The 18197-nt window shown below is 67.1% G+C and carries 14 protein-coding genes; 6 read left to right on the top strand and 8 right to left on the bottom strand.

All coding sequences use genetic code 11. The features are described from left to right. Positions 1 to 3: 3 nt before the first annotated feature. A complete protein-coding gene (uxaC, locus tag AC07PE_RS11750) occupies positions 4 to 1398 on the bottom strand; it encodes a glucuronate isomerase (protein ID WP_498764441.1) in 1395 nt (464 codons plus the stop codon). A 343-nt stretch (positions 1399 to 1741) separates the two neighbouring features. On the opposite strand from uxaC, the gene AC07PE_RS11745 reads away from it, so the two are divergent. Continuing rightward, a complete protein-coding gene (locus AC07PE_RS11745; protein WP_498764439.1) occupies positions 1742 to 3034 on the top strand; it encodes an NCS2 family permease in 1293 nt (430 codons plus the stop codon). 19 nt (positions 3035 to 3053) lie between these two features. Here the strand turns inward: AC07PE_RS11745 and AC07PE_RS11740 are convergent, their stop codons facing one another. Both AC07PE_RS11740 and AC07PE_RS11735 read right to left on the bottom strand, forming a co-directional pair. After that, the gene (locus AC07PE_RS11740; RefSeq protein ID WP_498764437.1) at positions 3054 to 5681 is read right to left on the bottom strand and encodes a GGDEF/EAL domain-containing response regulator; all 2628 of its coding nucleotides are present in this window, start codon (positions 5679 to 5681) and stop codon (positions 3054 to 3056) included. Positions 5682 to 5978: 297 nt separating this feature from the next. Beyond that, the gene (locus AC07PE_RS11735) at positions 5979 to 6611 is read right to left on the bottom strand and encodes a response regulator (protein ID WP_498764435.1); all 633 of its coding nucleotides are present in this window, start codon (positions 6609 to 6611) and stop codon (positions 5979 to 5981) included. A gap of 210 nt (positions 6612 to 6821) precedes the next feature. On the opposite strand from AC07PE_RS11735, the gene AC07PE_RS11730 reads away from it, so the two are divergent. Next, the gene (locus AC07PE_RS11730) at positions 6822 to 7628 is read left to right on the top strand and encodes a DUF481 domain-containing protein (RefSeq protein WP_498764433.1); all 807 of its coding nucleotides are present in this window, start codon (positions 6822 to 6824) and stop codon (positions 7626 to 7628) included. Here AC07PE_RS11730 and AC07PE_RS11725 read toward each other — a convergent pair. From AC07PE_RS11725 to AC07PE_RS11710, 4 genes are all read right to left on the bottom strand, one after another. Beyond that, a complete protein-coding gene (locus AC07PE_RS11725) occupies positions 7625 to 8032 on the bottom strand; it encodes a GFA family protein (RefSeq protein ID WP_498764431.1) in 408 nt (135 codons plus the stop codon). The genes AC07PE_RS11730 and AC07PE_RS11725 overlap by 4 nt on opposite strands. A 2-nt stretch (positions 8033 to 8034) precedes the next feature. Further along, entirely contained in the window at positions 8035 to 9324 is a 1290-nt protein-coding gene (locus AC07PE_RS11720) for an MFS transporter (RefSeq protein ID WP_498764429.1), read from the bottom strand. Continuing rightward, positions 9321 to 9644: a thioredoxin family protein gene (locus AC07PE_RS11715; RefSeq protein WP_498764427.1), complete on the bottom strand. Its 324-nt coding sequence runs from the start codon at positions 9642 to 9644 to the stop codon at positions 9321 to 9323. The genes AC07PE_RS11720 and AC07PE_RS11715 overlap by 4 nt, the downstream gene beginning before the upstream one ends. Before the next feature lie 230 nt (positions 9645 to 9874). Further along, the gene (locus AC07PE_RS11710) at positions 9875 to 12976 is read right to left on the bottom strand and encodes an amidohydrolase family protein (RefSeq protein ID WP_498764425.1); all 3102 of its coding nucleotides are present in this window, start codon (positions 12974 to 12976) and stop codon (positions 9875 to 9877) included. Here AC07PE_RS11710 and AC07PE_RS11705 point away from each other — a divergent pair. The 4 genes from AC07PE_RS11705 to AC07PE_RS11690 all read left to right on the top strand — a co-directional run bounded on the left by AC07PE_RS11705 (position 12975) and on the right by AC07PE_RS11690 (position 15686). Further along, on the top strand, positions 12975 to 13109 hold the full coding sequence (locus AC07PE_RS11705; RefSeq protein WP_498764423.1) for a hypothetical protein: 135 nt from the start codon (positions 12975 to 12977) through the stop codon (positions 13107 to 13109). The two genes, AC07PE_RS11710 and AC07PE_RS11705, sit on opposite strands and share 2 nt — an antisense overlap. A 112-nt stretch (positions 13110 to 13221) precedes the next feature. Further along, positions 13222 to 13404, top strand: coding sequence for a DUF3606 domain-containing protein (locus AC07PE_RS11700; RefSeq protein WP_498764420.1), 183 nt, complete (start codon positions 13222 to 13224; stop codon positions 13402 to 13404). A gap of 161 nt (positions 13405 to 13565) precedes the next feature. Beyond that, a complete protein-coding gene (locus AC07PE_RS11695; protein WP_498764418.1) occupies positions 13566 to 14711 on the top strand; it encodes a mechanosensitive ion channel family protein in 1146 nt (381 codons plus the stop codon). A 96-nt stretch (positions 14712 to 14807) separates the two neighbouring features. Next, positions 14808 to 15686: a glucose 1-dehydrogenase gene (locus AC07PE_RS11690; protein ID WP_498764415.1), complete on the top strand. Its 879-nt coding sequence runs from the start codon at positions 14808 to 14810 to the stop codon at positions 15684 to 15686. Positions 15687 to 15751: 65 nt separating this feature from the next. On the opposite strand, the gene AC07PE_RS11685 is transcribed toward AC07PE_RS11690, so the two are convergent. Beyond that, positions 15752 to 18184 (bottom strand): penicillin-binding protein 1A, encoded by a 2433-nt coding sequence (locus tag AC07PE_RS11685; protein ID WP_498764413.1) that lies wholly within the window; start codon positions 18182 to 18184, stop codon positions 15752 to 15754. Positions 18185 to 18197: the final 13 nt, after the last annotated feature.

The raw sequence follows: 18197 nt of genomic DNA, 5'->3' as shown, positions 1-18197 counted from the left end.
TGATTAAAGCTTGAAGTAGTTCTTGGCGTTTTCGTAGCAGATGCCGCGCACGATCGTGCTCAGCGCTTCGAAGTCGTTCGGGTACTCGCCGCCGGCGACCCATTCGCCGAACTGGCGGCAGACCAGGCGGCGGAAGTAGTCGTGGCGCGGATAGGAAGCGAAGCTGCGCGAATCGGTCACCATGCCCACGAAGATGCCCAGCACCGAGTGGTTGCCGAAGGCCAGGATCTGGTTCAGGTTGCCGAGCTTGTGGTCGTTGAACCACCAGGCCGGGCCGAACTGCACCTTGCCTGCCACGCTGCCGTCCTGGAAATTGCCGATCATGGTGGACAGCACCTCGTTCATCGCCGGGTTCAGGTTGAACAGCATGGTCTTGGGCAGCTGGTCGTTGGCGTCCAGTGCGGACAGCAAGGCGACCAGGCCGTTCGAGGTCGTCATGTCGCCGATCGAGTCGAAGCCGGTGTCGGGACCCAGGTTCGCCAGCATGCGCTGGTTGTTGTTGCGCATCGCGCCGATGTGCAGGCACATGGTCCAGTCGTACTTGGCGTAGACGGTGCCGATGTTCTCCAGCAGGCCGCGCAGGTACTGGCTCTGCTCCAGGTCGGACAGCAGCTCGCCCTTCATGCGCTTGGCGAAGAAGGCTTCCAGCTGTTCCGCGGTGGCCGCCACGGTCGGCAGCGGGATGTCGATGGCGTGGTCCGAGATGCGGCCGCCGCGCTCGTGGAAGTAGCCGACGCGCTTCGCCAGCGCCTCGATCATGCTCGCGAAGGAGCCGATTTTCACGCCCGACACCTCCGCCAGACGCGCCACGTACTCGACAAAGCCCGGGTTATTGATGCGCATGGCCTTGTCCGGACGGTAGGCCGGCAGCACGCGGGTCTTCAGCGCGGATTGTGCAATTTCGGCGTGCTGCAGCAGGTCGTCGGCCGGGTCGTCGGTGGTGCAGGCGATTTCGACCTTGGCCTGTTCCAGCATGCTCCAGGTGTCCATATCGGCCAGCCTGGCGTTGGCCTGTTCCCAGATCGCTTCCGCGTTCTTTTCGTTGATGATCAGGTCGATGCCGAAGATGCGGCGCAGCTCCAGGTGGCTCCAGTGGTAGATCGGGTTGCCGATCGCCAGCGGCAGCACCTTGCAGAAGGCCAGGAATTTTTCCTTGTCCGAGCGCTCGCCCGTGCAGTACTCCTCCGCCACGCCGGCGGTGCGCATCAGGCGCCATTTGTAATGGTCGCCGGCCAGCCACAGTTCGGCGATGTTGCGGAACTTCTTGCGTTCCGCGATTTCGCCCTGTTGCAGGTGGGAGTGGTAGTCGATCACCGGCAGGTCGGCTGCTACCTCGTGGTACAGCTTCCTGGCGACGTCGGTGGTGAGGAGGAAATCCTTGTCCATGAAGGCGGTCATGCTTGTCTAGCTCCTTGCGTTGGGGTGCGCGCCCTTGATGGACGCTTCTGATATATCAGAATGGTATGCCTAATATATTACTGACGCAAGGTCTTTCGCTGTTTTTGGTCCAGCCAATTTGTATCACCTATGTTACCACTTTCCAAACTGGCATGAGCAGCTGCTCATCCATGAAGTGAGGCGATTTTGGCGCAAACGAGGTCACAATGGTGCCGCTCGGCAATGAAAATTTGCGCCGCATAGTAAAGCGTCAATCGAAAACTTTTCAGGCAAGCCAAGAAGTGGCGCTTTTGGCCCGTGGTGTTATGCTTCGGTCATCCATTCCCTGACGCGCGAAAACAACATGCTTGAACGCCTATTTCACCTTCGGCAGAGTGGCAGCGACGCCCGCACCGAAATGCTGGCCGGCCTGACCACCTTCCTGACGATGGCCTATATCATCTTCGTCAACCCTTCCATCCTCGGCGACGCCGGCATGCCGAAAGAAGCCGTGTTCGTCGCCACCTGCCTGGTCGCGGCGCTCGGCAGCGCGGTGATGGGCCTGTATGCCAACTACCCGATCGCGATGGCGCCGGGCATGGGCCTGAACGCCTATTTCGCCTACGCCGTCGTGCTGGGCATGAAGGTGCCCTGGCAGGCGGCGCTGGGCGCGGTGTTCGTCTCCGGCTGCCTGTTCATCCTGGTGTCCGTGTTCGGCCTGCGGGCAATGATCGTGAACGGCATCCCGCGCTCGCTGCGGGTGGCGATCACGGTCGGCCTGGGGATGTTCCTGGCCCTGATCGCGTTGAAGAACGCCGGCATCGTGGTGGCCAGCGAACCGACCCTGGTGAAGGTCGGCGACCTGCACCAGGGCGGCGCCATCATGGCCATGGTCGGCTTCCTGCTGATCGTGACCCTGGACCGCCTGCGCGTGCGCGGCGCGATCCTGATCGGCATCATCGCGGTGACCATCCTCAGCTTCTTCTTCGGCGGGAACGAGTTTCATCACGTGGTGTCCATGCCGCCTTCGCTGGCGCCGACCTTCCTGAAGCTGGACGTCCCGGGCGCGCTGGCCGTCGGCATCCTGAACGTGATCCTGGTGTTCTTCCTGGTCGAGCTGTTCGACGCCACCGGCACCCTGATGGGCGTGGCCAGCCGCGCCGGGCTGCTGGTCGAAGGGAAGATGGAGCGCTTGAACAAGGCCCTGCTGGCCGACAGCGCCGCGATCGTCGCCGGCGCGGCGCTGGGCACTTCCAGCACCACGGCCTATCTCGAATCCGCGTCCGGCGTACAGGCCGGCGGCCGTACCGGCCTGACGGCATTGACGGTGGCCGTGCTGTTCCTCGCCTGCCTGTTCATCGCGCCGCTGGCCGGCGTGGTGCCGCCCTACGCGACCGCGCCCGCCCTGCTGTTCGTGGCCTGCCTGATGCTGCGCGACCTCGGCGACATCGAATGGGGCGACACCACCGAGGCGATACCGGCCGCCATCACCGCCCTGACGATCCCCTTCACCTACTCGATCGCCGAGGGCATCGCCTTCGGCTTCATCACCTATGCGGTGCTGAAGCTGACCACCGGCCGGGCGCGCGAAGTGGCGCCCGTGGTCTGGGTGATCGCCGCGCTGTTCGCCTTCAAGATCGTCTACATCGGAACCTGAGGCGACTCGCCGGCGATATTCAGGCCGGCGCCGTCTGCCTTTCGAGCAGCGGCGCCAGGTCCAGCGTGACGCCGTCGCGCAGCATCCTGCCGAAGTCCTCGGCCGGCAACGGCTTGCTGAAGTAATAGCCCTGCATGGCGTCGCAGCCATGCTCGGCCAGCAGGGCCAGCTGGCCGGCCTCCTCCACCCCTTCCGCCACCACCGTCAGGCGCAGGCCGTGCGCCATGGCGATCACGGCGCGCGAGATGGCCAGATCGTCGCCGCTGCCGAGGATGTCGGCGACGAAGGACTGGTCCAGCTTCAGCTTGTCGACCGGGAAGCGCTTCAGGTAATTCAGGTTCGAGAAGCCGGTGCCGAAATCGTCGATCGACAGCTTCACGCCCATGCTCTTGAGCTGGGCCAGCAGGCCCACGCTCTTGTCGGCGTCCGCCATCGAGGCGCTCTCGGTCAGTTCCAGTTCCAGCAGCTGTGCTTCGATGCCGCTTTCCTCGAGGACGCGGCCGACGGTGCCGACGATCTGGTCGTCGAACTGGTGGGCCGACAGGTTGACCGAGACCGGCACCAGCGGCAGCCCGGCGTCGCGCCATAGACGCTGCTGGGCGCAGGCGGCGCGCAGCACCCAGTCGCCCATGGGCAGGATCAGGCCCGTCTCTTCGGCCAGCGGAATGAACACGGCCGGCGAGACCAGGCCGCGCTCCGGATGGCGCCAGCGCAGCAGGGCTTCGGCGCCGACGATGCGGCCGCTGGCCAGGTCGACCTGCGGCTGGTAGTGCAGCACCAGTTCCTCGCGCTCGATCGCGCGGCGCAGCGCGCTTTCCAGCTTGAAGCGGTCGTTCGCGCCCTGGTTCAATTCCGGGCGGTAGAAGGCATAGCGCTGGCCGACGCTCTCCAGCGCCTGGCGCAGCGCCGCTTCGGCGCCCTTCACCAGCATGTCGTATTTGAGACCGTCGTTCGGGTATACCGCGATGCCGATCGAGGGATCCAGGTGCAGTTCCTCGGACTCCCAGGTATAGGGGCTGCCGACCGCGGCCAGCAGGCGCCGCGCGGTGGCGGCCAGGTCTTCCGCCACCGGACGCAGCGCCACCACGGCGAAGCTGCCGTCCGTGAAGCGGCCCACGGCATCGGCGCCGGCGACGGCGCGCAGCCGCGCCGCGGCTTCCTGCACCAGCGCCTGCTCGGCCGCCGGGCCCAGCGCCTCGCGGATCAGCGGCATCCGGCCCAGGCTCAGGAGCATGAAGCCGAGTACCTGCCCCGCTCCCTGCGCCTGGGTCTTCATCTGACGCAGGCGGTCGCGCAGCAGCAGGCGGTTCGGCAGCCCGGTCAGGGTGTCGAAGTTGCTGACGTAGCGCAGGCGCTCCTCGGCGCCGCGCAGCTCGGTGGCGTCGATGCCGGTGCCGAGCACGTATTCGATGCTGCCGTCGTCGCGCCGCAGCAGGGTCGTGGTCCAGATGATCGAGCGCGGGCTGCCGCTGCGGGTATGCCATTCGCCCTGGATGCGCGAGGTCTGGGGCATGCCGTCGAGGTGCTGGAAGACGCGCCGCACCGCCAGCTCGTCGTCGACGCGGCGCACCACTTCCCAGCACGGCTGGCCGATCGCTTCGGTCGCTTTCCAGCCCAGCGCTTCCTCGCAGGCGCGGTTGAACATGACGATGTGGCCACTGGGCGCCGCCAGCACCACCAGCGCGCCGGCGGTGTCGACCACTGCCGACAGCCGGTTGCGCTCGGAACGCAGGGCATCGGTGCGCTCGACCACCAGCGCTTCCATGCAGGCGTACAGGCGTGCGCGTTCGAGCGCGGAAGCGAGCTGGGTGGCGGCACTGTCGAGCAGGGAGCGTTCCGCCTCGGCCAGCGCCGGGCCGGCCGGCAGCAGCTCGAGCACGCCGACCTTGCGCTGCTGAACCATCAAAGGAAGGCGCAGCAGCTGCAGGCCCATCGAAGGGCTGGCCGGCATGCCGCGCGCGGCCAGCGGCCGGACGGCGCCGTCGGGCTCCACCGCGCAGACGGCGGCCCCGGCCAGCCCCGGCAGGGCCAGCAGATGACTCAGCGCGGCCTCGGCCACGGCCTGCTCGCCGACCGCCTCGTTGAGCGCGGCGGCCATCCCGTGCAGGATCGCCAGCGAGCGGCAGGAGCGCTCCAGCACGCAGCGCTGGTCGGCCAGCTCGGCATTCATGCGCAGGGCCTGGGCGTGGGTGGCGACCAGCAGGTCGTAGATCTGGCGCCGCTCGGCCGCCATGAATTCCAGCGGCCGGTCGGGCGCGCCGAGCGCGCAGTCCTGCAGGATGCGGCGCAGGCGCTCGCGCAGCTGGATGCCGTCGTAGGGCTTGCGCACGAAACTGTCGGCGCCCGATTCCAGTGCCTGCACGATGTCGTTCAGGCTCGCCAGCCTGGTCAGCAGGACCACCGGCAGGTTGGCGTACACAGGGTCGTCCTTCAGCGTGCGGCACAGGGTAAAGCCGTCCATCCCGGGCATCGCGATGTCGCTGATGATCAGGTTCGGCCGCCGGCGCGCTACTTCGGCAAGTGCGCCCGCACCGTCGCCGGCGATCCTTACCCGCCAGCCGGGTTCGCTCGTCAGCAGGCGCGCCAGGTGCTGCGCCTGGGTCGGGCTGTCTTCCACGACCAGGATGTCGACTGTCTCCACGGCCATTTCTCTCTCTCGCGTCGTTGTCATCTTGTGCGTGCTCATTTGCCGGATTACTTGCAATATCGATAGGCAAGATGGATAAGTTATAACATTGTGACGCACTCATGCAGGAGGGGTTCGTGGCTGTCCGGCGTATTGACGAGGGTGGCAGCAGGCCGCCGGCGCAGGCGTTCGCAGGCCATCTCTCATAGTGGGAGACGGATGCAGCCGCCATTCGCGGTGTCGTAAATCGGAAGGCTTGCTGTCGCAGATTTAACGACAGGCGTCGGTTCACATTGTTGCCGACTGGCAACGCAATAATCAGCCGGCCAGGCCGTGGCGCAAGGCGTAGCGGATCAGTGCCGCGTTGGTGGACAGGCCCATCTTGCGGAAGATGCGGGTGCGGTAGGTGTTGACCGAGCTGATGCTGATGCCGAGCTCGGCGGCAACCTGCTTGATTTGCAGGCCGGCGCCGATCAGGGCGACGATCTCGCCTTCGCGCGGGGTCAAGAGGTGGTGCGGCGGCGCGGCCTGCGGGCAGCTCGCCTCCTGCATCAGGAGCGCGGACACCCGCGGGCCCAGCCAGCGCGTGCCCTCCCCGACCCGGCGCAGGGCCTCGAGCAACTCGGCCGAGCCGCTTGCCTTCGACACGTAGCCGAGGGCGCCGGCACGCAGGGCGGCGAGCGCATAGCGTTCCTCGGGGTGCGCGCTCAGCATGAGCACGTGCAGGTCCGGGAAGTGGCGGCGCAACTCCGCCAGCCCGTCGAGTCCGTCGGCATCGGGCAGGCTGATGTCCAGCACCAGCAGGTCGGGATGCACCTGGGCCACCAGGGCGATCGTCTGCTTCAGGTCGGACGCCTCACCGGCCACCTTCAGGTCGGCGCAGTGGCGCACGAGCTTCTTGATCCCTTCGCGAATCAATTCGTGGTCGTCGGCGATGACTAGCCTGATCAAGGTCCGTCCCTTATACATACATGCCGGTATGTCCGGCAAAACCCGTCAATTCTAGGCGGGTAGAAGCTTGAATTGCAAACATAATGAATGATGAATTTACAATTACATTATCTTTTGATGCTTCCGTGTCGCAAAAAAAGCCGGTTTGATGAGTTTGACGATCCGCTTTGGTTTAGAATGTCGGGCCATCCATTGAACCACGGGATGCTCATGAAATCTCAGATCATCTGGGCGCTGGCCTTTGCCTGCGCAAGCGGCGCCGCCAGCGCCGCGCCCGACGACTTCGCGGATACCACGCCGTCGTCCACGTATTTCACACAAGCGCCGACCATCGCAATTCCGGAAGGCAGCAACTGGTTTACCTCCGCCGAGCTGGGCGCCATCAGCACCTCCGGCAACACCACCGGCACCTCGGTAACGGGCAAGATCGACGCCCGCCACGAGATGAGCAACTGGAGCAACGAGTACATCTTCAGCGGCTTCTTCAAGGAAGACGAAGTGGCCAATGCCGACGGCACCCGTACGCGGAACCGCTCGGCCGAACGCTGGCAAGTCTCCGCCAAGGCCGCGTTCAAGCTGCTGGAAGACGGCAACCGCGCCTTCGTGCTCGGCTCCCACGTCAACGACAAGTTCGGCGCCTACACCCGCTACTCGACCCTGGCGGTCGGTTACGGCACCCAGCTCATGAAGCGCGAGGACAAGACCGTCGACGTCGAAATCGGTCCGGGCTACTTCCATGGCGAGAGCGCGGCGGGCGAGCAGGATTCCGGCATGACGGTGCGCGGCGCGGCCCAGCTGCGCTGGCGGGTCAGCCCGTCTGCCGCCTTCAGTCAGACCGTCAGCGTCGAACGCGGCACCACCAACACGCACACGGTGGCGGAAACCTCGCTCAGCACCAAGATCAACGGCACCATGCAGATGAAGGCGGCATTCAGCGCCCGCAGCGACAGCAAGGTCCCGGAAGACAAGAAGAACACCGATACCCAGACCTCGCTGACCCTGGTCTACTCCTTCTAAGCCGGCACGCCTTCGCCGCGGCTGCGCGGATACACGGGCAAACCATCGTCGACCCGCATCCACTCCAGCCGCTGCGAGGCGAAGGTATGGTCCTGGGGCGCGGCCGCGGCGGGATCGTCGAGGCTGCAGGTGGTGACGTCGACTTCCTCCGGGTAGGCGTCGTTGCGGTAGGCCAGCGCGGTCCCGCAGACGCCGCAGTGGCTGCGCTCGACCTGCGGGCTGGAGCGGTGCGTCGCCGGTGTCCCCTTCGTGAAACGCAGTGCGGCCGCCGGCACCGAGAACCAGGCCACCGCCGGCGCACCCGCCGCGCGGCGGCAGTCCACGCAATGGCATAGCGTGCGGTGGAAAGGCCTTGCCGCCGTTTCGTAGCGCACCGCGCCGCAGGAACAGCCTCCCCTCAGCATAGTCACTCCTCCTTTGCGGACTTCACCGGCAGCAATGCCGCCAGGCTGATGAGCGCAGCCGCGCTCAGATACCAGCCGACGGTGCCCAGGCCGTGATTGGTCGCGAGCCAGGTTGCCACATACGGCGCCAGCGAGGCGCCCAGGATGCCGGCCAGGTTGAAGGTCAGCGAGGCGCCGGTGTAGCGCACTTCGGCCGGGAACATCTCCGACAGCAAGGTGCCGAGCGGCCCATAAGTCATGCCGATCAGGCACTCGCCCAGCACCAGGAACAGCGTCACCATGGCCAGCGAACCGGAGCCGAACATCGGGCCGAAAGCCAGGCCGAATACGGCGATGGCCGCGGACACGCCGATCATCACGCGTCGCCGGTCGAAGCGGTCGGCCAGCACGGCGGCCACCGGAATCGTCAGGCCGAAGAAGAGGATCGCGAACAGCTGCAGCAACAGGAACTGCTGGCGCGAATAGCCCAGCGCGGTGGTGCCCCAGCTGAGGGCAAACACCGACATCAGATAGAAGATCACGAAGGTCGCCATCGCGGCCAGGGTGCCCAGCACCAGCGCGCCTGGATGCGACTTGAACACCGCGGCCACCGGCAGGCGCACGCGCTCGTTGCGCTCCAGGACCTTCTGGAAGTCCGGCGTCTCGGTAATCTTCAAACGCACGTACAGGCCGACGATCACCAGCAGCGCGCTGGCCAGGAAGGGCACGCGCCAGCCCCAGCTGAAGAAGTCGGCGTCGCTCAAGGTCTGCGACAGGAGCAGGAAGGTCGAACCGGACAGGAAGAAGCCCAGCGGCGCGCCCAGTTGCGGGAACATGCCGTACCAGGCGCGCTTGCCCGGCGGCGCGTTCTCGGTGGCGAGCAGCACCGCCCCGCCCCACTCCCCGCCCAGCCCCAGGCCCTGGCCGAAGCGGCACAGCGCCAGCAGCAGCGGCGCCAAGGTGCCGATGCTCGCATAGGTCGGCAGCAGGCCAATCAGGACGGTGGAAACGCCCATCGTCAGCAGCGCGGCGACCAGGGTCGCCTTGCGCCCGATGCGGTCGCCGAAGTGACCGAACACGGCCGAGCCCACCGGGCGCGCGAAGAAGGCGATGGCGAAGGTCGCCAACGACTGCAAGGTGGCGGCAGCCGGATCCGCGGCCGGGAAGAACAGTTTCGGGAACACCAGCACCGCGGCGGTGGCGTAGATATAGAAGTCGAAGAACTCGATGGTGGTGCCGATCAGGCTGGCAAACAGGACCGTCGCCGGACGGTTCCGGGCAGCGCGCACCGCTTGCGGTTCGGCCGCGCTCATGCGGCGCCTGCCTGGGCCAGCGCGTCCTTCAGCTCCTTCGCATCGGCGGGGCGCACTACCCTCGCGACTTCCTGCCCGTCCTTCATGACGACCACCGTCGGCCACAGCTTGACGCGGAAGGACCGGCCCAGCGGGCGCCCCGGGCCATCCTCGGCCTTGATGTGTTTTACGGCCGGGAAGTCCTTCAAGGCTTCGTCGATGTCGTGCTCGGCGGCCTTGCAGTAGCCGCACCAGTTGGTGCCGAAGTCGACGGCTACCACGCCGGCCATGGCGTCGACGGCACTGCGCTCGGGCTGGGCGGTTTCGTAGGGCTTGCTCATCTTTTTCTCCTTATTGTGCGCTTATTGTGCGAATGGCATTAGGGTACCTCAAACGGGTGCCCGCCGCGAGATCGACGGCGTTCGCCTGCCCTGGATGCGGGGTTTTGTTTGTTTGCCGGCGCTTGTGGGTTAGTTGCAAATTATGGTTGACGAAAAGAACCCGCGGCCGCAGGGCCACGGGCGTGAAACCGGTTCCCGCGCCTCGAACGGGAACCGGCTACCAACAAGGCTCAATCGGCATGCTGGCCATCCTCCGCGCACTCAGCCGGATGGCTGCGGCAGCGCGCCTGGTAGGCCGACAGCGCGTCAACCCGCGCCGCCAGCGCCGCCGGCGTCCTGAACGGCGCCAGGATCTCGGCCTGGGTCCAGGCCCGCCCATTCTTCATCACCACCTCCACTGCCGCCGCGGCCCGCAGGTCGCTCAGCGGATTGCCGCGTACCGCGATCAAGTCGGCCAGCTTGCCCGGCTCCACCGAGCCGAGATCCTTGTCCACCAGCGCCATCCTGGCGGCATTGATGGTCACGGTCTGCAGCGCCGTGTAGTTACCGAGAACCATGCCGGCGGCGCGCAGGTTCAAGTGCAGCTGGATGCCCGGCACCACCAGCGGCGAGTCGGTGCCGTTCGCCACCAGGCCCCCTGCCGCCACCACCTTGGCTTGCTGGGTGGCGTCGTTGACGATGCCGGCCAGCTGGGCCGGGGTCGGCGGCGTCGCGTTCTGCAGGCCGGGGACGAAGTTCGGCGGCACCAGGATGAAGCGCGGATCGGTGACGATGCCCGGGTCCAGCCCCGCCAGCGCGGCCGCCGAGAACAAGGTGTCAATCAGGTGGAAGCTGCCCTTGCCGTAGGTGTCGTAGGCGTCCTGGTAGGTAATGGCGCGCGCCGCCGACTTCGACCAGCTGTAGCCCATGCGCTGGGTGGCGCTCAGGTGGGTCGTGCCGGCGATGCCGGTGGCGGCGCCCGGTTCGATCGGGTGGGTGCCGCTGGGGACGCCGAGGTCCAGCGCGCCCTGGGCGATGCGGCTCATGATCGGGATCGGCGCGCGCACATAGGACTTCATGAAGTCGACGTCCATCGCCTTGGCCTTGGCGACCTCAAGCTCCGCCACCGCCGGCGTACGCAGGGTGCGCGCGAAGTGGTAGAACAGGCGGTTGCCTTCCCACAGCGGCGGCGAGACGAACAGGCGCGGCCCCACCAGATTGCCCGACTCCAGCGATTCGCGCAGCTCGATGCTCTGGTGCAGCGGCCCGCCCACCGATTGCCCCGTGGTGAGCCCATAGGACAGCATCAGCGGCAGCCACTGCCCCACCTGACCGCCCTGGTACAGCGTGAGCGGGTGGATGTGGGTTTCGATCAGGCCCGGCATCACCGTCAGCCCGCTGGCGTCGATGTAGCGCTCGGCCTGCGACTCCGACCCGGCCTGGTGCGGCCGCACCCAGGCGATGCGGTTCTGCTTCACCAGGATGTCGACGTCGTAGCGCAGGGTCGGCGCCAGGCCGTCCCACAGGGCGCCGGCGCGGATCAGGGTCGAGCCGCTCGGCACCGCCTGGCGCCACTGCAGGCTCACCGGCACATCGCCGGGTTCGCTCCACCTTCCGCTGCCGTCGGCATTGATCACGCGGATCCGGTTGGCCGACTTGTACAGCAGCGTGTTGTTGCCGCCCCAGGAAGGCAGGTCGGCCGGCTCGCTGCTCAGCAGGCGCGCGGGCCCGGACGGCGAACCGTCGGTATTCAAAGGCATCACGTGCAGCAGCGAGTCCATGATAAAGGCGACCCGGGTGCCGTCCGGCGACAGCACGGCCGCGCCCTCGTCGCGTTCCGAGATCTGGCGCGGGCTTGGCGCGACCGCGTAGAAGCGGCCCTGCCCGGTGGCCAGGTCGATCACGCGCAGCTTGTTGTAGCCCTCGCGGAAGCGGTTGTTGATGCGCTCGTTGTCGACCAGCAGGATGTGCTGGCCGTCAGGCAGCCATTGCGGGGTGCTGACCTGGCTGCCGACCGGCGGCGCGATCACCTGGAAGCTGCCGGTGGCGCGGTTCCAGACCTCGAGCTGGCCGGACAGGGTCGTGTACGCGATCCGGTCACCCGTCGGCGAGAGCTTGGGCAGCGCCATCGAGCGGCCCGGGATCGCCGCCAGCCGGGTGCGCGCGCCGGTGGCGACGTTCACCTTGTCGACCGCCAGTTGGCCGGCGTTCCCGCGCTCGGTCGAAAAGTAGACGGCGCTGCCGTCCGCGGTCCACTGCGGGCTGATGTCGCGGTCGCGGTCATTGGTCAAGCGGCGCGGCACGTCGCCGATGCGCATCACCCAGACGTCGTTGAGGGCCACGAAGGCGATGCTCTGGCCGTCCGGCGACAGCACCGGCGCGCTGATGCCCTGTACCTTGCGCTGGCCGAAGTTGTCGAAGTTCCGGTCCTTGGGGTGTGCGAAGACCGGGCGGCGCAGCAGCAGTTCGGCGCGGAAGGCGACGTCGGTGGGGCCGGCGCCGGCGGCGTCGCGCACGCGGATATGGCCGTCGGCGGTGTACAGGAAGCGCCCGTCCGGGAGGAAGCGCACCGGGAAGGGGAAGATGTCTTCGCCGCTCGTGACCTCCGTGCCGCGGACCACCAGCTGGCGCGCGGCGTTCTGGTAGACCAGGCCGGTGCCGTCCGGGGTCCAGGCCGGCGCCGTGCCCGGGGCGACGATGGCCGGGGCGCCGCCGGCCAACGGCCGCGTCACGACGTTGGTGCCGTCCACATAAGCCAGCGTGCTGCCGTCGGGGGACACCACCGGATTGCTTTCGGCGCCGGGGCCGGTGGTAATCTGCTGCGGCGGGCCGCCGTCCGCCGGCACGGTCCAGATCTTGTACTGGCCGTCGTTGCTGCGGTCGGACGAGAAGACCAGGGCGCTGCCGTCCGGCGTCCAGGCCGGCTCGCGGTCGTCGTTCGCGCCGGTGGTCAGCTCTTCCGCATGGCGGCCGTCGGGAGCTATGGTCCAGATATGGTAATTGCCTTCCGGGGCGTAGTTCTGGAAGGCGATGCGCTTGCCGCCAGGGGACCACACGGGCGCGGTCGGCTCCAGGTGCCAGTCGGTGATGCGGGTAGCAGTGCCGCCGCCGGCGGGCATCACCCACAGCGCGCCCTGGGCCGAAAACACGATGCGCTTGCCGTCCGGCGAGGGCGAGGCCGCCATGTTGGTGCCTTCGCGCAGTTCGACGCGCAGGTCCTGGGTCGGGCCGCGCAGGTCGTTCAACTGGTCGACCCTGCCGCCGCCATGCAGCTGGCAGGCCGAGAGCAGGAAGCTGGTAGCCGCCAGCGCGAGCGCGGTCCGGCGGGCTGTAAGGAGATGACGATGCTTCATGGCTGCCTCCGGTGTGGAATTGTTGCCGATTCGCACCAATCTGGTGCAGAAGACGCTTCAATCCTACGGCCGGGCTCGCCCAACCATGCGTGTATTGATGGGTTTGCTGATCGCGATCAAGGCATATTGCTGACGCATGGGAATTTTTTACAGAAGAAAATCTGTTGCTTTAGGTGAGGCAGCGAACGGAATACGGCCCCGGCCGCTGGCATCCTGAGCATGTACTCGTGAATATAGGAGGCACCATGTCCGACAATCTGCAAAACCGCGGCCAGCAGGACCGCGCCCGCATCAACCTGCACGAGAGGCATGAGATCCAGTACTGGACCAAGGCGCTCGGCGTGACCGAGGAGGAGCTGCAGCAGGCCGTGAAACAGGCCGGCAACAGCGCCGACGCCGTCCGTCAGCACCTGCGGACCAAGCACTGAGCCAGCACTATCCCGCGGCGCTGCTGTCGGGCGCCGACCTGCAAGCCACGCAGCCCGGCGGCGCATAGCGTCTGCCGGCTGCGCACGCCGGACCGCGCGGTCCGTGCTCGGGCGCCCTGCCCGCAGCCTTCCCTCGCCCCACGCTTTCTGAAAGGAGCCCAATGGATATCCGCGGCTATTTCACATCCCTCGACATCAGCTGGACCAACGCCGCCTTCGCCGTCGGCGCCGCAGTCCTCAGTTTCATCCTCATCCACGGCGCCGTGGTGCTGTTCCGGCGCCGCCTCGACAAGCTGGAGGGCGAGTCCGCCCAGCGCCCCATCGTCGACGTCCTGCGCCATACCCTCGCGCGCACCAGCAACCTGGCCGTGCTGGCGACCTCGCTGCTGATCGGCGTCTCGGTGCTGGATCTGCCGCCGCCCTGGGACGTGCGGGTCGGCCACCTGTGGTTCGTGACCCTCGGCGCCCAGCTGGCCCTGTGGCTGCACCGCGCGATCGCGGTGACGGCGCGCCGCTACTTCCGCATCCACGGCAAGGGCAAGGAAAACGAACAGGTCACGGTGGCCCACACGCTGATGATCTGGGCCCTGCAGTGGAGCGTCTGGACCGTGTTCCTGCTGGCGATGCTGGCGAATCTCGGCATCAACGTGACCACCTTCGTGGCCAGCCTGGGCATCGGCGGCATTGCCGTGGCGCTGGCGGTGCAGAACGTCCTCGGCGATTTGTTCGCCTCGCTGTCGATCGCGATCGACAAGCCCTTCGAGGTCGGCGACTCGATCTCGGTACCGGAATTCTCGGGCACCATCGAGCACGTGGGCCTGAAGACGACCCGCATCCGCGCCCTGTCCGGCGAGCAGATCGTGATCGCCAACGCCGAGCTGCTGCGCAAGACGGTCCACAACTTCAAGCGCATGAACACCCGGCGCGTGCAGTTTGCGCTCCGCATCAACCCGGCCACGCCGCCCGAGCTCGCGGCAAAGGTGCCGCCGGGGCTCTCGACCATCATCGAGGCCAAGGAAAAGGTAAAGCTCGACCACGTGAACCTGACGGTGCTGGACCAGAACTTCATCGAGTTCGACATCGTCTACAACCTGAGCGACGCCAATTACAGCCTGTTCCTGAAAACCCAGCAGGAAGTGCTGCTGGAGGCGATGGCGCTGTGCCGCGAGCTCGGTATCTCGACCGCGCCGCGGCCCCAACAGCTGGTGCTGAACGATGCAGCCGGGCCGGAACGTGCGGCCAACGATGCGGTCGGGGTGAAACGGCCGGACGGCTGCGGCACCGCGCAGGCAAGGCCTGCTCACTGAGCGGCACAATGAGCCGCTTTCCGGGCGGCAGCCGGGCGCCGCCCGCCGCCCGGCCGACCTAGAATCGCAGGCCCACGCTATCGATGGAGGCCCACGATGTCCAAGCAGCAGTCGCAGCAGCAGAACCAGCAGAAGGCCCAGGAACAGACGCCGCAGCAGATCCCGCCCGGCACCGAGGCCCTGCTGACGCCCAAAGCCGACCACGGCGAATCCAGCTACGTCGGCCACGGCCGGCTGGCCGACAAAAAGGCCTTGATTACCGGCGCCGACAGCGGTATCGGCCGCGCCGTCGCCCTGGCCTTCGCGCGCGAAGGCGCCGACGTGCTGATCTCCTACCTCAACGAACACGAAGACGCGAAAGAAACCGAGCGCCTGGTAAAGGAAGCCGGCCGCAAGGCGGTGCTGGTGGCGGGCGACCTGGCCGACCCCGCGCACTGCCGCGCGCTGGTCGACCGCGCGGTGCAGGAATTCGGCCGCATCGACGTCCTGGTGAACAACGCCGCCTTCCAGATGAGCCACGAAGCCATCGAAGACATCGCGGACGAGGAATGGCGGCACACCTTTGCCGTCAACATCGACGCCATGTTCTACATCTGCAAGGCGGCGGTGAAGCACATGGGCCCAGGCTCCTCGATCATCAACACGACGTCCATCAACTCGGACAACCCGAAGCCGACCCTGCTGGCCTACGCCACCACCAAGGGCGCGATTGCCAACTTCACGGCCGGCCTGGCCCAGCTGCTGGCCGAAAAAGGCATCCGCGTGAACTCGGTGGCGCCGGGGCCGATCTGGACGCCCCTGATCCCGTCGACCATGCCGCCCGACCAGGTGGCCAGCTTCGGCCAGCAGACGCCGATGAAGCGCGCCGGCCAGCCGGCCGAGCTGGCGCCGGTGTATGTGATGCTGGCCTCGAACGAAGCCAGCTACGTGTCCGGCGCGCGGATCGCGGTCACCGGCGGGACGCCGATCTTGTAATGTAGGGTGGGCACCCCGTGCCCACGCCGGCATGGGCGTCGCACGTGGGCACAGGGGTGCCCACCCTACGCGTCGTTCGGGAACCGCACCCCGGTATCCTGCGGTTGCTGCGGCTGCTCTTCCGGCTCCGGTTTCGGTTCCGGCGGCGACTGCGGCAGGTCGGCCGGCGGGCCGCCCTCCTGCTGCATGTCGCTGCCCTCTTCCATGTCCTCTTCCGGTTCCTCGTGGCGCACCACCGGCTCCGCCTTGTGGAAGTTCGGGAACTCGGCGTCGGCGGGCAGCTTGCCGCCGTCCAGCGCCGCCTTGAAGAAGTCGCCCACCAGCAGGATCGCGCTGTGGCCGCCCTGGCCCCAGTAGTTCGAACGCATGGTCACGCGGTTGTCGTTGAAACCCACCCAGGCGCCGGCCACCAGGTTCGGGTGCATCATGATGAACCAGCCGTCGGCATTGTTCTGGGTGGTGCCGGTCTTGCCGGCGACGTCGCCGCCGATGCCGAAGCGGGTGCGCACGGCGGTGCCGGTGCCGCGGTTGATCACGCCGCGCATCATGTCGATCAGCGTCACCGCCGAGGCCTGGGACAGCACGCGCTGCGGCGTCTGGCTGGCGAAATCGGCGATCACATTGCCGTCGCGGTCGCTGATCTTGCGCACGAATACCGGGCGGCGGTACTCGCCCTGGGCCGCGATGGTCGAATAGGCGCTGACCATTTCCAGCAGGGTCACCGGGCTGGTGCCCAGCGCGATCGAAGGCACGGCGGACAGCTTGCTGCCGCGCACACCCATGTCCTGGGCCAGCTTGACGATGGGCGCCACGCCCACGTCCTGCATCACCTGGGCGGTGATCGTGTTCTTCGAGTACACCAGGCCGTCGCGCATGGTCAGCCGGCGGCCGGTGGTGCCGCTGTTGTCGGTCGGGCGCCAGGTGGTGCCATTGGGGTCGCGGATGGTGGTCACCGCGTCCAGGTAGGGATGGTCCGGCGTGATGCCGCGTTCCAGCGCGGCGGCGTAGACGATCGGCTTGAAGGTGGACCCCGGCTGGCGCGTGGCCTGGTTCACGTGGTCGAACTGTTCGCGCTGGAAGCTGCGGCTGCCGACCCAGGCTTTCACTTCGCCGGTGGTCGGGTCCATGGCGACGAAGCCGGCTTCGAGGCGCGACTTGGCGGTCTTCAGCTGGCGCATGAATTCGCGGTCGGCCTTCAGGCGCTTGAGCGCCGCTTCCGCCGCCTCGCCGCCGTCCACCGCCTTCTTGTATTCGCCGGATTCGCGCACGAAGGCGTCGAGCAGTTCGCCGTGCGACTGCCAGTAATAGGCGAAGGGCGTGACCTCTTCGCGCATGTCGGCATAGGTCTGGGTCGAGGTCGAGTTGATCGGCCAGGAATGGGCCCAGTCGACGTCGGCGATGGCTTGCAGAGCGTCGGCCTGGCGCTCGACGGCGCGCTGGGCCGCCTGCTGCAGGTCGTAGTCGAGCGTGGTCTGCACCACCAGGCCGTCCTGCTGCAGGTTGACGTCGTTCTTGTCGGCCCACTCGACCAGCCAGCGGCGCACATAGGCGGTGAAATGGTCGTCCTTGCCGGTGCGTTCGGACTGGCGCGCGAAGCGCACGCCGAGCTTACGCTTGCTCAGCTGGCGGAAGCGGTTCTCGTCGAAGGCGCCGGCCTTCAGCATCTGCCCCAGCACCACGTTGCGGCGCGCCAGCGAGCGTTTCGGGTTGGTCACCGGGTTGTAATAGGCGGTCCCCTTCAGCATGCCGACCAGGGTCGCGGCCTCGGTTTCGCTGAGCTGGAAGGCCGACTTGCTGAAATAGGTGCGCGCCGCCATCTCGATGCCGTAGGTGTTGTACAGGAAGGGCACCGTGTTCAAATAGGCTTCGAGGATTTCGGTCTTGCTGTAGGTGTTCTCGATCTTGAAGGCAGTGATCAGCTCCTTCAGCTTGCGGTTCAGGTTGCGCTTGCTGCCGATCTCGTCGCGGAACATGTTGCGCGCCAGCTGCTGGGTGATGGTCGAGCCGCCCTGGGCGTCGCCCTTCAGGTTGGCCAGCATGGCGCCGGCGATGCGGGTGAAGTCGACCCCGTGGTGGTCGTAGAAGCGGTGGTCCTCTGTCGCGATCAGGGCCGTGATCACATAGGGCGAGATCTGCGACAGCTTGACCTTTTCCTGCAGGCCCTGCTCGAAGCTGGCCAGCTCGCGGCCGTCGCCCGACAGCACCACGGTGGGCTGCGCGACCCGCGCCTGCTTGACGTCCTCGATGCCCGGGGTCAGCGGGAACAGCATGGCCACGTAGAGAGCGAAGATCACGATCAGCGCCAGCAGCGACCACAGGCCGATCAGCAGCCAGCGTTCCAGCGGCGGCCGCGCCATCAGGCCCGCGCGCACCTGGGCGTAGCGCGCCCGTGCCCGCGCCGCCGCCGCGCCGCCGCGCCGCCGGTCCGGTCCGGGGTAGCCCATCGGCCGCTGTTCCTGTCCTTGTTGCTCTTCCTCGTTGTTCTTGTGATCGTCCACGTGGTGTTCCCGC

This window comes from Telluria sp. GW821-FHT07G12 (genome assembly GCF_059418525.1).
Note: the sequence above shows the minus strand (reverse complement) of the source record. Positions and strands in the feature narration are given on the sequence as shown.

Excerpts from the sequence above, each read along its gene's own strand:
- uxaC (WP_498764441.1), bottom strand. The coding sequence starts at position 1,398 with ATGACCGCCTTCATGGACAAGGATTTCCTCCTCACCACCGACGTCGCC.
- AC07PE_RS11745 (WP_498764439.1), top strand. The coding sequence starts at position 1,742 with ATGCTTGAACGCCTATTTCACCTTCGGCAGAGTGGCAGCGACGCCCGC.
- AC07PE_RS11740 (WP_498764437.1), bottom strand. The coding sequence starts at position 5,681 with ATGGCCGTGGAGACAGTCGACATCCTGGTCGTGGAAGACAGCCCGACC.
- AC07PE_RS11730 (WP_498764433.1), top strand. The coding sequence starts at position 6,822 with ATGAAATCTCAGATCATCTGGGCGCTGGCCTTTGCCTGCGCAAGCGGC.
- AC07PE_RS11725 (WP_498764431.1), bottom strand. The coding sequence starts at position 8,032 with ATGCTGAGGGGAGGCTGTTCCTGCGGCGCGGTGCGCTACGAAACGGCG.
- AC07PE_RS11720 (WP_498764429.1), bottom strand. The coding sequence starts at position 9,324 with ATGAGCGCGGCCGAACCGCAAGCGGTGCGCGCTGCCCGGAACCGTCCG.
- AC07PE_RS11715 (WP_498764427.1), bottom strand. The coding sequence starts at position 9,644 with ATGAGCAAGCCCTACGAAACCGCCCAGCCCGAGCGCAGTGCCGTCGAC.
- AC07PE_RS11705 (WP_498764423.1), top strand. The coding sequence starts at position 12,975 with ATGGCTGCCTCCGGTGTGGAATTGTTGCCGATTCGCACCAATCTGGTG.
- AC07PE_RS11710 (WP_498764425.1), bottom strand. The coding sequence starts at position 12,976 with ATGAAGCATCGTCATCTCCTTACAGCCCGCCGGACCGCGCTCGCGCTG.
- AC07PE_RS11700 (WP_498764420.1), top strand. The coding sequence starts at position 13,222 with ATGTCCGACAATCTGCAAAACCGCGGCCAGCAGGACCGCGCCCGCATC.
- AC07PE_RS11695 (WP_498764418.1), top strand. The coding sequence starts at position 13,566 with ATGGATATCCGCGGCTATTTCACATCCCTCGACATCAGCTGGACCAAC.
- AC07PE_RS11690 (WP_498764415.1), top strand. The coding sequence starts at position 14,808 with ATGTCCAAGCAGCAGTCGCAGCAGCAGAACCAGCAGAAGGCCCAGGAA.